Here is a 12,664-nt window from a genome sequence, read left to right on the forward strand (position 1 = left end):
TCTTCCCTTTTACGCCGGCGACCTAGTAAATTTGGTTTGGTTGGGGGTTTTTCTCCCCGGCGCGGTTGGGGGGATTTCCAACCCCCGCGGAGCGGCGGTTTCCAACCGCCGATTCCGGGAACGAGGGGCAAGAACGTCCCCTCCTGCGACACTCCGGCAAAATGGGGAAAGTGAAGGGGCCGTGTTAGAGTGACCTCCAAAAAGGAGGTGTCCTTGGACTTGATACGAATCGCCCTCGCCGGTTACGGCGAATGGACCCGCGAAGCCTTGATCCCTTCGCTGGAACGGGACGGCCGGGCGAGAATCGTGGCCGCGGCGGCGCGCACCCCGGCGACTCGCGCCCGCATCCGGGCGGAACTGGGCTCACACGTCGCGCTCCACTCCGGCTTCGCCGGCCTTTTCGACGAGGAAGTGGACGCCCTCATCCTGGCTCTTCCCTCGTCCTTGCACGAGGAAGGGGTGCTGGCCGCCGTTGAATCGGGCCTCCCCTTCTTCCACGAGCCTCCCGTGGCCAATCACCGGGATCGGGTCCGTCCCGTCCTGCGGCGTCTCCTGGGCGCCCGTCAGGTGACCCACGCCGACATGGAGCTACGGTTCATTCCGGTCATCCATCGCGCCGCCCGGCGTGTGGCGGAGGGCGCCATCGGCGAGCCCCGCACCGCCATGATCCGGATGCGCGGCTCGTGGAGCCCCGATCCGTCGGCGGGGATCAGTCTTATGCACTCCCTCTCGCCCTGGTACGTCGACGCATTGGATCAAGTGCTGGGAGCCTCCCCCAAGCGCGTGCTGGTGCAGGACGGCCACGGGTTTCCGGGACGGATGCAATCCTATTCCTTGACCCAGCTCGACTACGACGGGGTCTGGGGCAGCTTCGACGCCAACATCTCGGCGGTTCCTGGCATGACCACCAGCCTCGAGGTCACCGGCACCGAAGGTGACCTGCAAGCGGATCTCTTCACCGCCGAAATCCGGTTGCGGACCCTGACCCGGCCGGAACCGGATATCGAACGGGTCCCGGCACTGGAGCCCTACGCCGGCTGGCCCGGAATGTGCGAATGCGTCGCGGCCTTTCTGGATGCCGTCTCCGGTCAAGCCCCCCAGCGCGCCGGAGTCCGGGCCGTCGCCCGCAGCCATCTGGTGGGACTGGCGGGTGAGCGCTCCATCGACACCGGGACCTGGGCCGAGGTCGAAGGTTTGGCGGATCTGGAATGAGCCTCTGGCGTCTTCTGGGCCTGAACAAGTTGGAACCGCGCCAGGAGCCCGCCGAAGAGGGACACATCGTCCTTGAGATCGCCGCCAAGCTGGATCAACTGGAAGCCTCGGAAGCCCGATACATCGCCTGCTTCTCCTACATACTGAACCGCGTGGCCCATGCCGATCTGGAGATCAGTCCGGAGGAAGTCGTCCAGATGGAGACGATCGTCCGGGAGCAGGGGGGCCTGCCGGAGTCGCAATCGGTTCTGGTGGTTCAGATGGCAAAGACCCACAATCGGCTCTTCGGCGCCACGGACAACTATCTCGTGACCCGCGAGTTCAATCGCATCGCCACCCGCAGTCAGAAGCTGGAACTGATGGGTTGCCTCTTGGCGGTGTCGGCCTCCCATGAAGGGATCTCAACGGCCGAGGACGCCGAAATGCGCCAGATCACCAAAGAACTGCAGCTCTCGCACCGGGATTTCATCGCCCTCAGGTCCCGCTTCCGGGACCACCTGAACGTCCTCAGGAGGATCGAGGAATAGGAGGGGCGATTTCCCAACCGCCGATTCCTTATCTGGATCCACTTGACCTCGGCCTGCCGCGAGCAGGGGGTCTTCTGGCGGGTCCTGGGTCGATTACATCCGACGTAGTCGCCATCTGTCGCCACAACAACCCTGTTTTCGAACTCTCAAAGGAGGGGGTGCCTCCGGAAAACGGTCTCTTGGACGTTCACCGGCCACTCTGGAGCCGAGCGGAAGGCTGACCCCCTGAACCCACGCACCAAGACCTGCGATCCCGGCAAAAAATCGAGGCGCTTTGTCAGTTTTATTAATAATCGGTGCTAATGGAAACGGAAATTTCACCTAATAACGACACATCTGCTGCGATTGTTAACCGTCTCGTGATAAATTTAACAAGTTGTTGATCGATAGGCCCGATCACATGTGTCCGTCGTCCGAGTAACTCCGCAACGTCAAAGGCGCAAGAGAAGGACCGGCAAAAGCATGGTCCGGCGGGCCACGGGAGGTTCGACCGACTTGGAGACTGTCGTGGGGGAGAAAAGGGTCATCATCATCGGTGGAGGAGCCTCCGGGCTGAGCGCTGCATGGACCCTCAAGAAACGCGGCATCGACCCCATCCTGTTCGAGGCCAACGACCGTGTGGGTGGACGCTTGGGCGGCGACCGGGTGGACGGTTTCTGTCTGGACGAAGGCGCGGACTTCTTCTGCTCCTCATACGACGTTGCCTTTCGCATGTGCGAGGAGTTGGGATTGCGCCTGGTTGGTTCGGAGATGAACTTGGGCTGGCGCAGAAACGGCCGGTGGGTGCTCACGACGCCGGTCCAGTCTGTTGGCGCCCTCGTCAGAAACCTGCCGGCGTTCTGGACGCTGGGATTCCTCTCGCCCGGGGTCGTCCGGCCGATCCTGAAACTGGTCAGGGAGATCAACCGGCAATCCGAGTACCTGAATTTCTCCAGCGAGTGCAGGATCGTCGAGATCGACGGAGAGGAGACCTTCGGCGACTACCTGGCGAGGATCGGCGTGCCCGATTATCTGAAGACCACGCTGGCCGGATTCCTTGAGATGACGATGGGTCGCACCGAAGATGCCGGCGCGGCGTATATGCGGACCTATCTGGCGGAAATGCTGTTGAAGGCCGATCAGATCTACGTGCCGGAGAAGGGCGCAGGCGCTCTGTCCCACGCGCTGGCCGCCGCGTGTGGAGATGCCGTTCGCGTTTCGACCCCCGTCCGCCGCGTGGTTATCCGGGACGGCGCCGTGGCGAGCGTGATGGTCGACGATGGCCCCATCGAGGCGGACGCGGTCATCTGCGCCCTTCCTGCCACAAAGGTGGCAGACGTCATCCCCGGCCTGCCGGCCGGGATTCGCCGCACACTCGACGGGATCCCCTACTCGCGCGGGTGTCGAGTGGTGATCGGACTCGACCACGCGCCCCTTCCTCCGGGCTGGCACGGCGCGCTGTACCCCGAAGACGATACCCCGCTCTTGCTGGACCGGTCCATCAACCTTCCGGGCATCGCACCGCGGGGCAAGAGCACGCTCGACCTGCTCGTCGGTCGCGACCGCGCGGAGGAGCTGTTTCCGCTGGACGATGAGGAGATCAAGCGCCGGATGCTCGGCGACGCGCGACGCAATCCCCCTCCCGGTTCCGCACTTCCCGGCGACGACGAGGGGGTGTTCACGCGTGTTTACCGTTGGAGGGAGGCCGTATGCATGATGCCGCCCGGCATGTTCAAGGCGGTCACGGAGATGCGCCGTCAACTCGGCGGGGAGGTGAAAAACCTTTTCCTGGCGGGTGACTACATGCGAGTGCCGTCGGTGAGCGGGGCCCTGGCCAGTGGCGTCAACGCGGCGACGGAGGTTGCGGACATGTTGGCGTCCCAAGAAAGTGAAGCCGGTCGATGACACCGATGGACCGCTATATCGATTTTGTTCTTCGCGGTCGGTGGCTGGTTATCGTGCTCGCGGCGCTGGTCATGCTTGCGACGGCAGCGGGCATGTCTGGTCTTACCGTTTCCAGCAGCTATCGCGTGCTGTTCGGCGAGGACAATCCTGACCTCCTTGCGTTCGACGAGCTGCAGGACACCTACGTCGCGTCGAGGTCGGCGCTGATCGCGATTTCCCCGCGTGGGGGGACGGTGTTCACCCGCGATACCCTCGCCGCGATCGAAGAGCTGACTGAGACTGCGTGGCAGACGCCGTACTCCGTCCGAGTCAATTCGCTCACCAACTATTTCCACAGCGAGGCGGAGGGGGACGAACTCACCATTGCCCCACTCGTAGCGGACGCCAAGTCCTTCAGCAATGATGACCTCAAGCGGGTCCGGACCATCGCTCTGAACGAGTCCGAACTCGTCGGGCAACTGATTTCCGGTGATGGCCGCACGACCGGACTGGCCATCAGCTTCGCTCTGCCCGAGCCGAAGGAAGCGGCTTGGGCAGAGATTTCGAGCCATCTCCGAGACTTGCTCGACAACGCCAGGGCGACCCATCCGGATCTACGCTACTTCCTGACCGGGAATGTGATCCTGAACCAGACCTTCACCGAGGCGGCGCAGGATGACGCAAAGAAGATTCCCATCGCATTCCTGGTCATCCTCGCCATTACCGTCCTCATCCTGCGCTCGGTGTACGCTACCCTTGCCATCGCCGTTTTGCTCTTGTTCGTTGTGCTCAGCACCCTCGGAGTGGCGGGCTGGTCGCGCGTCCTGCTGACGCCGATCAGCGCAAGCGTGCCGATCATCATCGTGACGGTCGGCGTCGCCCATGCGATTCATATCGCGACCATGGTGCTGGCCGGCCTCCGCCGGTGGCAGGGACGCAACGCGGCGATCAGGGCATCCCTTAGTGACAATCTGTATCCGGTGTTTCTGACATCCGCCACCACGGCGATAGGATTCCTCAGCCTGAACATGTCGGATTCGCCGCCGTTCCATGTCCTTGGCAATTTGGTGGCACTGGGTGTGCTGTTCGGTTTCGTCTACTCGGTAACGCTTCTGCCCGCGCTGTTCTCGATCCTGCCCCTGCGGGCGAGGCCCGCCCGTCCCGGGAGGTCGCCTTTCTTCGACCGTCTGGGAGATTTCGTGGTCGCGCACCGGGCACTGGTTCTCTGGTCCTCCATCTTCGTGGTTGTTGCGCTGGCGACCGGTATTCCCCGCAACGAGTTGAGCGACAACTGGGCGCACCATTTCGATGATCACTATGCTTTCCGCACCGATACGGATTTTGTCACCGCGAATCTGACGGGGATCGACCGGCTCGAATACTCGTTGAACTCGGAGCGCGAGGGCGGCATCACGGATCCTGAATATCTGCGTACGGTCGATGCGTTCGCCGAATGGTGCCGCGACCAGCCCGAAGTGCATCACGTGCAGGCGTTCACGGACATCATGAAGCGCGTGAACCGGAACCTGCACGGGGACGATCCCGCGTTCTACCGGATACCGGACGATGCCGAACTCGCGGCACAGTTCCTGCTGCTCTACGAGTTCTCGCTGCCCTTCGGCGCTGATCTCAATGATCGGGTGGACATCGCCAAATCCGCGACACGGATGACCGTGGTGCTCAAGGAAACATCCACGGTGGAGCATCTCGACCTCGACGCGCGCGCCCGGAACTGGCTGGAGGCCAACGCACCCGGGCTCTCCGGGCCGGCTTCGGGCTTCACCATGATCGCCGCCCACATGTCGAGCGATAACACCTGGAGCATGCTGGAGGGGACGATCCTTGCGGCTGGACTGATTTCAGTGATCCTGCTCCTGGTCTTCCGAAACGTGCTCATCGGAATGGTTTGTCTTGTGCCGAACTTCATCCCGGCGGTGCTGTTGTTCGGTTTGTGGGGATATCTCCATGGCAATGTCGGACTCGGCGGCTCCGTGGTGGTCGCGGTCGCCATCGGCGTCATCGTGGACGACACCATTCATTTTATGACCCACTACATGAGAGACCGGCAAAAAGGGCGTTCGGCATCCGAGGCGGTTCGCACCACGTTTGGCGCAGTGGGTCGAGCGTTGGGCACGACCACGGCCATTCTGGTGGCGGGCTTCCTCGTGTTCTCCACGTCCGGATACGAGCCCGGTGCGCAGCTCGGCTTCATGGTCGCGCTCGCCATCACCTTCGCGCTGCTTGCGGATCTCCTGCTCCTCCCACCGATTCTGATGACCCTCGATCGGCGAAAAACATGATCTGTCAATCCAGCCCGAGTGGGGCTCCTGCTGTTTGAGTCCTGCCTGGTCGGCGTGGAAGCTCCGCCCGTCGTGCACTACCCCGGCGACAAGGATGTCGCCGTCCCCAGCTACAGAATTCCCAGGCGCCTGACGGTGTTCCGGATTTTCTCCATCCGATCCTCAACGGGGACGATCTTCGTGCCTTTCGGATTCGGCCTGGAGAGGTGGGCGTACTCGTAGATGTCGAAGCCGGCGAATCGGGGGTCGTGGTAGATCTGCTCCAGGTCGGAGATGTATTCCTGCATGGAGACGGTCCGTTTCAGGTAGCGGTTGAGGTAGACGGGGATTCCGCTGCGATTGCAGAGCGCCAGGGCTTCCTCCACTACGGAATCGTCCAGGGCGTTGTGGAGCAGGCCCCGGTCCGCCTCCGGCGCCTCGAACCAGGTGGTTCGGAGCGTGATGCCATCGGCCAGTCCTTCCAGGAGCCAGGTCCGCCAGTCGAATTCCAGGTTGGCGGGGAAGCCCATGAGCTGACCGTGACATGGGTCGGGCCCGAAGGCTTCGGCGTGGACGTGGACCTGGAACTTCTTGCCGGCGCTCCGGACCCGGCGGCTGGCCTCGCGGATGAACCGGGTGTAGTGGCGGCCCCGGAGCCGGGCGAGCCGTGCGCGATCCCCATCCGTATTTCCGACCTCGCGTCCGAATCTCTCCCGGTACTCTTCCAACAGCGGGGGGTTGAAGCCATATTCCAGGGGTTCGTCCGTCAGCGACCCGTGGGCGGAGACCCGGACGTCCACTCCGTCCACGCCCGCTTCGAGGAGCCGGTCCACCCAGCCGGTCCAGAGCTTCTCCACCTCGGGGTAGACGGCGCAGGGAGTGCAGGCCAGCGTGCCGTTTCGTCCCCGGGCGAAGGCGATGCAACCGCCCCAGTTCCATTTCGACTTGGTGACGATGCCGAACATGGTGCCGTCGGTGGAGGCGTTGTCGGTGTCCAACTGGACCGGGAACGGTCCCATCCCCGAGTCGAATTCCAATCCTCCGGTGCGGAAATCCCGGGGGCGGATCCACATGGCGCTTCGGGTGGCGATGACGATGGGCAGCGGATCCGGACCCGGGCCGTAGGCTTCGATCATGGCCGAGGGGGCGTTGCCGAAGTCTCCCTCCCGGTCCTGGAAGTCGGTGGTGACCAGGATGTAGCGCTCGGTGAGGTCGAGTCCCTCCAGCGTCAGGGTCCGCACGGGTGCGCCGGAAGCGGTCAACAGGCCGCCGAAGAACTCCCGGACCTCCCGGGGAGACGGCTCCACCCGGTCCGCCAGGGAGAAGTCCACCGGTTGCCGCCGGTAGCGGTGGTTGTCGGCGCTGGTCCAGATCTGGAGATGCTCCTTGCGGATGCGGGTGGGCGAGTCGTCCGCTTTCAGAAGCCGGATCTTCCGGATCGGAACGGCATCGAGATTCGGCGGGGCGTCCCATGGACGTCTCGCGACTCGAGTGTGGGGAAACCGCTCCACGAAGGGGAACACCTGTTGGAGGCAACCCCCGATTCGGTTGACACGGGTGTGGTTACCCTGGGGGGACCCTTGGGGATAGGTGCCCGACAAGCCGGTGTTGAAGGGCTTCAGGACCGCGTAAATTTCCAGTCCGTGACGGTGGGCGATGGGGGTCACCGCCTTCAGAGGCTCGCCGATTCGATCCACGGTGGCCCGGCCGTACCGCATGTAGTCGAAGGTGTTGCCCGCCCAGTACGAGTCGGCCTCCTCGTCGCCGTAGTAGAGCCAGTAGATTCTGCGGACCCCCAGGCTCTTGATCTGGAGGACCATTTCCTCCAGGAGCTCCAGGCTGTAGGGCCCGTAGCGGACATCGTCCGGAAAATCGACGGTGGCCGAGAGCAGGAACGGACGGGAACTCAAGCAGCGGACCTCGCGAGGATGCTCATACCGTCGCCATCCAGCCGCCGTCCACCACCAGCGCCGAGCCGGTGATCCAGGACGCGTCGTCGGAGGCGAGGAAGACGCAGGCCCGGGCGATGTCCCGGGGAGTTCCGAATCGGGGCAGGAGCGTCCGCCGGCGTCCGTCCTCGATCTGTTCCGGAGTCAGGTAGTCCTGGTTGGCCGTTTCAATGAAGCCGGGACAGACGGCGTTGACGGTTATGCCCAAAGGACCCAACTCCACGGCCGTGTCGCGGGCCAGGTTCACCACTGCGGCCTTGGTGGGAGCATAGACCGGACCCGCTCCTCCGCCTCTGTAGTTCACCGAAGAGATATGGATAATCCGCCCGTGAGAGGAGCGCTTCAAATGAGGAACCGCCACCTTCGTGGTCAGGAAGAGCGCCCGGAGATTGATCGACAGGACCCGGTCCCAGTCGGCCACGGCCAGGGTCTGGGACGTTCCCGGGATGTGGACGCCGGCGTTGTTGACCAGGATGTCCAACGCCCCGAATTCCTCAACCGTCGTGTCCACGAGTTGTCGGACGAAATCCTCGCAGGCGATGTCGCCCTGGAGGAAGATCCCCCGGCCGCCGTGCCCCCGGATCTCATCCACGGTGGGCTTGCGGGGCTCGGTCTCGTAGTAACGGCCGACCTTGGGCGTCTCCCGGATGTCGGCGACCGCCACCGCGGCGCCCTCCCGGGCCAGCTCCAGGGCGATGCCCCGGCCGATTCCCGAACTTCCTCCGGTCACAATGGCCACTCTGCGCTGCAACCGCATAGGATGTCACCTGGGGAAATTGACCGCGAAGTGGAGGAATGATACCAGACTCCCAGGCGGGACCGTACCGCTTCAAGCGCGGTGCGGGAAGGGGCGCCAGATGCTGGGAAATGCGTTCAAGGCCGAGTTTCTGGATTTCCGAAAAGGCATCCGGGTGGGGCACCTGGAGCCCCGGGCCCGCATCACGCAGATCCTGAAGCTGTCCCTGCAGCAGCTTTACGGGCAGGACTTCATCATCGACCGCTGGGGCCGCGGCGTCTACTGGCAATGGATCTGTTTCCTGCCGCGGGCCAACCGGCGCGCCAAGCCCATCTCGGGTGGCCGCAACTTCTCCAGCGCCAAGTTCTTCATCATGGTCGACCGGGAGGAGGAACTGTTCAAGACCGGGCTTCATGTGGAACGAGGGTTGATCCAGGCGCCGGACTCGCAGGAAGACTACCGGCTGCGGCCGGACTGGGACTGGCATCGGCTCCGGCAGGGTCTGGCGCCGAACGGATGGTGGGAACGGGAGGTCCGCCGACCCGTCGAAGAAGACGGTTTCCAGGTGACTCTGGGGTCGTTCGGAACCGGTCTCCAATCCTTCTCCGGACGCCTGCCTCCGGCATCGGACCTTCGAGAAATCATTGCGAAAGCGCCGCCGGACCAGTGGTTCGTATTCCAGTTGCACTATCCCATGACGCCGGAAGAGGTCGAAGGCTCGGCGGGACCCGACCTGGCGGCCGGCATGCTGGCCGTCTTCCGGGAGCTGACGCCGGTGATGAACCTCTGCCTTGAGGACGCCGTCACGTTGCGCGCGGCGCCCGGCCCGGTTACTTGACCAGCCGGGTGTTGGGAAACTGGGCGCGCCAGCCGAACCAGAAGGCGCGGTGCGCGGCCAAGCGGATGAGTTTCTCGCCGTCCGGTCCCAGCAGGGCGGTCTCCGTCGCCTCCCACTGCCGTCCCGATTTGTCCCTGACCCTGGAATCCCGGTCCCACTTGGTGAACGTGACACCAGTGGCGTCGTAAACCCGGTTGGCCCCCGACTTGTCGGTGAGGATGACCAGCTCCTGCCCGGCCACCCGATCCTGGTGCACCCGGCGCTTGCGCAGGAACCGGGTGTCCCAGGCGACCGCCTCGCCGTCCATGAGCATGGCCAGGACCTGCTGCTTGTTCTTCAGGCGCTTGTCCTGAAAGGGGGTGGGGAACATGAGCCGGTCGGTGGCGAAATACTCCCGGTAGGCGACCCCCTCCCCGTAGTCCCGCCGATGGCCCGTGTCCAGCGACAGGACCTTTGTCTCCGGGTGCCGCCGCCGCCATTCCTTCCAGCGGGTGGTGACGATGGGCAGGCGTTTCAACTGCAGTTCCGAGCCCACCAGGGAGCCCATGACGGGAACCCCCTCCAGGGCCGACCAGAGGGTGTTGGTCTGGCGGTCGTACATCAGCTTGTTGGAACGGTAGAGGAAGCCGCTGGTCCCGAAGCTGAACTGTTGGTCTCCCACCTTCTGGTCGTAGAGGACGGCGGCGCCGCACAGGGTGCAGTAGGCGCAGGTGACGTCGATGCCACCGACACGGTCGTTGAAGAGTTCGTGCCAGGCCAAAATCCGCTTGGGATAGGCCTTGGCCTCGCCGTTCAGGTAGACGCCGAAGACGATGTGGTTGTTTTTCAGGTAGTCCGCCTCCGCGGCGGGAATCATCTTGGGATATTCCAACGGCGGAATGCCGTCCTTCTTCACGCCGCCCCAGACCACCTCGTCGAGACGAATCGTGCGCGGGGTTCCGGGGACGAAGTAGCGGGCGAAGCGTTTGTCCCTGAAGGAGTAGATAGTGGCCTTGAAAGTTGCGTATTCGGGATGTTCCTGCTCCTCCCGGCTCCAGATCCAGCGCCACCAGCGGTCGGTGTCCGCCGGCAGATTCTGACCCGTCCCTTTGCGCAGGAGCTTCAGGACGTTGTTGCCGCGGGCGTCACCGGGGGGTATCAGCATGAGAATCTCCACCAGCATGGGGGCGAATCCCGGATGCCAGTTGGCTTCCAGCTTGCGGGCGGCGGCCCGGTGCACCTTGCGGTCGGGGCTGGCCAGATCGCCGATGGCGGCGGTGGGGGAAGGGTCCTTGGTCTCGGCGGCTTGGGCCAAGCCGTCAGCAGGGACGCAGGCCAACAGGATCAGGATCGCCAGTGCCGGGATCCTCGTCCCGGTTCCAATTCGCCTTCCATTTCCGTCCCGCATTGATCCCTTTCGAAAAGTGGTCATACCCGGTTCAATACGAAACTTCCGTCCCCTCCCGCAGGACCCAGTAGAGTCGTCGCGCGGCCGGTTCCTCCATCTCCAGTTGCAGGACCGAGACCTCGCGCACCAGGGATTGAAACTGCGCCAGGATCAGGCGCAGCCGCCGTTGGGAGCGCTTCTGCCAGGTCAATCCGGTCAGATCCGGAGGTGCAACGAACAGGACCGATCCGTTCTCCAACTCCACGGCATAGGTGCCGGGCATGGTGTCGACGCCGCGGCGGGAGATCAGCGGAGCAGGTCTTCCCCGGGCAACCCGAATTTCCTCCACGGGACGGGGAGGGTCCAGCTTGGAAACCCGGGAGGAACGAACGGGGCCGGAGCCGCGGTTGGACCGCCGTATGGGAATCTCTTTGAGCACGAGTCCCCGTTGCACGATCCGCGCTGTGTCGACTGAGATTTCCACTCGCGGGCCGCTCTGTGCGGAGTAGAACCATGCGGCTGAAGACAGCCCCAGGAACAGGACCGTGGAGAGGAGCCGGTGCCGCCTCCCCATCAGAAGATGAAAACCGGAGTCCCCAACGGAGCCAGGTCCACGAACTTGTTCAGGTCGGGTTCGGACAACCGGATGCATCCGTGGGTCACGTTCTGTCCCAGAAGCCGCGTGTAAAGAGTCCCGTGGATGTAGTAGCCGTCTCCGATTCCCATGGCGAAACTTCCCAATACGCCGTATTCCATCCGGTCGCCGTCCCGCTCGGGAAGGGGTTCGCCCTCTTCCACGTATGCCCAGTCCGGTTTGCGCCAGACCGGGAATTCGGTCACGTACGTGATCTGGAATTCACCCCGGGGAGTCTCGAAGGTCCACTCCCGGTCGCCGGAGATCAGACGGTGTCCGCTTCCCGTCGCGCACAGGGCATCCAGGAGGACCCGCCGCCCGTGACGGACGTAGAGGCGGTTCTCCGCCGTGTCGATGAGAATAATGCGCCCCCGCGGCGGACGGACCTCGGGTTTGGCAGAATCCCGCGCCGCCGGGGCGGGGCTGGCGCCGTACGCTTCAAACCGGCTCTCGGGGCTGGAAAAGGCGGAAGCCCCCAGTATGACGGCGCCAAGCAGGAGAAGGGCTCGGGTCAGCGTCGCCTTCTTTGCTGAATGGCCTGCTCAATCTCGGAGCTGACGCCGTCCGCCTTCCGCTTGACTGCGCCGAATTGATTCAAGGCGTCCATGTACTTGCCCGCATCGTAGGCCTGCTGTGCGCCAGCCAGCGTGGCCTCGGCCGAGGCCACGTCGGCCTCCAGGGCGGCCACGCTCTCGCGAGCTGCCTTGCCCCGCCGCGGCGCCTTGCGCAACATGCCCTGGGCGTTTTCGATGGCGGCCTGAGCCGCTTCGTTGGCCGCCTCCGACTGACCCTTGACCTTGATCTTGTTCTCACCGGCCGCCGCGGTTGCGGCTTCAGCCTCGGAAGTGGCGCGGCTCAAGAGCTCCCTGGCCTGATCGTAGCTTCGGGTCAGGGCGAAGCTGTCATCCTGCACGGCGATCTCGGCTTCGGCCTCGTTCACCGTCGCCGACGCCTTGCCGATCTCATCCGGCGCATAGGTTTCGGCCTCCGCGGCCCGGGCCGCGTCCACAGCTTGGCGCGCCGCGTCGAGTTCCGACGCCGGCGGGCTGTCGCAACCCGTGAGAAGCACCAGCAATGCGGCGCAAGACGAGAACAGGAGAACTCTTCTCATGTGACCTCCTTCAGACCTTCCCGAGTCTGTTCGTGAGAATGGAACATACGCATTGGCCAATAATTGGTCCATGTTAGCATGTTTGCCTCCGGTCCAGGAACCGGGGAGTTCTTCGTGATTTCCGGAGCTTGGCCGGAATCGGCCGGAGC

General features: G+C 63.9%; 11 protein-coding genes. 5 read left to right on the plus strand and 6 right to left on the minus strand.

What is annotated here, in order from left to right; translation table 11 throughout:
- Positions 1-213 precede the first annotated feature (213 nt).
- From OXT71_20540 to OXT71_20555, 4 genes are all read left to right on the plus strand, one after another.
- A complete protein-coding gene (locus OXT71_20540) occupies positions 214-1,212 on the plus strand; it encodes a Gfo/Idh/MocA family oxidoreductase (protein MDE2928779.1) in 999 nt (332 codons plus the stop codon).
- Positions 1,209-1,739, plus strand: coding sequence for a TerB family tellurite resistance protein (locus tag OXT71_20545; protein MDE2928780.1), 531 nt, complete (start codon positions 1,209-1,211; stop codon positions 1,737-1,739). Before OXT71_20540 ends, OXT71_20545 begins: the two co-directional genes overlap by 4 nt.
- A 507-nt stretch (positions 1,740-2,246) precedes the next feature.
- On the plus strand, positions 2,247-3,623 hold the full coding sequence (locus OXT71_20550; protein MDE2928781.1) for an NAD(P)/FAD-dependent oxidoreductase: 1,377 nt from the start codon (positions 2,247-2,249) through the stop codon (positions 3,621-3,623).
- Positions 3,620-5,902 carry an MMPL family transporter gene (locus OXT71_20555; protein ID MDE2928782.1) on the plus strand — a complete coding sequence of 761 codons (2,283 nt, stop codon included), beginning with the start codon at positions 3,620-3,622 and terminating at the stop codon, positions 5,900-5,902. Before OXT71_20550 ends, OXT71_20555 begins: the two co-directional genes overlap by 4 nt.
- Before the next feature lie 110 nt (positions 5,903-6,012).
- On the opposite strand, the gene OXT71_20560 is transcribed toward OXT71_20555, so the two are convergent.
- Together OXT71_20560 and OXT71_20565 are read right to left on the minus strand one after the other, a co-directional pair.
- Complete coding sequence (locus tag OXT71_20560; GenBank protein ID MDE2928783.1) at positions 6,013-7,791, minus strand: hypothetical protein; 1,779 nt, start codon at positions 7,789-7,791, stop codon at positions 6,013-6,015.
- A gap of 22 nt (positions 7,792-7,813) precedes the next feature.
- On the minus strand, positions 7,814-8,587 hold the full coding sequence (locus OXT71_20565) for a glucose 1-dehydrogenase (GenBank protein MDE2928784.1): 774 nt from the start codon (positions 8,585-8,587) through the stop codon (positions 7,814-7,816).
- Between the two features lie 100 nt (positions 8,588-8,687).
- On the opposite strand from OXT71_20565, the gene OXT71_20570 reads away from it, so the two are divergent.
- Positions 8,688-9,404 (plus strand): hypothetical protein, encoded by a 717-nt coding sequence (locus OXT71_20570; GenBank protein ID MDE2928785.1) that lies wholly within the window; start codon positions 8,688-8,690, stop codon positions 9,402-9,404.
- Here the strand turns inward: OXT71_20570 and OXT71_20575 are convergent.
- From OXT71_20575 to OXT71_20590, 4 genes are all read right to left on the minus strand, one after another.
- Entirely contained in the window at positions 9,397-10,791 is a 1,395-nt protein-coding gene (locus tag OXT71_20575; GenBank protein ID MDE2928786.1) for a DUF3179 domain-containing protein, read from the minus strand. The two genes, OXT71_20570 and OXT71_20575, sit on opposite strands and share 8 nt — an antisense overlap.
- A 31-nt stretch (positions 10,792-10,822) precedes the next feature.
- A complete protein-coding gene (locus OXT71_20580) occupies positions 10,823-11,344 on the minus strand; it encodes a hypothetical protein (GenBank protein ID MDE2928787.1) in 522 nt (173 codons plus the stop codon).
- On the minus strand, positions 11,344-11,760 hold the full coding sequence (locus tag OXT71_20585; protein ID MDE2928788.1) for a L,D-transpeptidase: 417 nt from the start codon (positions 11,758-11,760) through the stop codon (positions 11,344-11,346). Before OXT71_20585 ends, OXT71_20580 begins: the two co-directional genes overlap by 1 nt.
- A gap of 155 nt (positions 11,761-11,915) precedes the next feature.
- Positions 11,916-12,515, minus strand: a complete 600-nt coding sequence (locus OXT71_20590) for a hypothetical protein (protein ID MDE2928789.1) — start codon at positions 12,513-12,515, stop codon at positions 11,916-11,918.
- Positions 12,516-12,664 lie beyond the last annotated feature (149 nt).

It is taken from the genome of Acidobacteriota bacterium (assembly GCA_028874215.1).
Classification (GTDB): domain Bacteria; phylum Acidobacteriota; class UBA6911; order RPQK01; family JAJDTT01; genus JAJDTT01.

Bases quoted from the DNA above. Each gene is read 5' to 3' on its own strand.
- OXT71_20555 (MDE2928782.1), top strand. From the start codon at position 3,620: ATGACACCGATGGACCGCTATATCGATTTTGTTCTTCGCGGTCGGTGG.
- OXT71_20570 (MDE2928785.1), top strand. From the start codon at position 8,688: ATGCTGGGAAATGCGTTCAAGGCCGAGTTTCTGGATTTCCGAAAAGGC.
- OXT71_20590 (MDE2928789.1), bottom strand. From the start codon at position 12,515: ATGAGAAGAGTTCTCCTGTTCTCGTCTTGCGCCGCATTGCTGGTGCTT.
- OXT71_20580 (MDE2928787.1), bottom strand. From the start codon at position 11,344: ATGGGGAGGCGGCACCGGCTCCTCTCCACGGTCCTGTTCCTGGGGCTG.
- OXT71_20575 (MDE2928786.1), bottom strand. From the start codon at position 10,791: ATGCGGGACGGAAATGGAAGGCGAATTGGAACCGGGACGAGGATCCCG.
- OXT71_20545 (MDE2928780.1), top strand. From the start codon at position 1,209: ATGAGCCTCTGGCGTCTTCTGGGCCTGAACAAGTTGGAACCGCGCCAG.
- OXT71_20565 (MDE2928784.1), bottom strand. From the start codon at position 8,587: ATGCGGTTGCAGCGCAGAGTGGCCATTGTGACCGGAGGAAGTTCGGGA.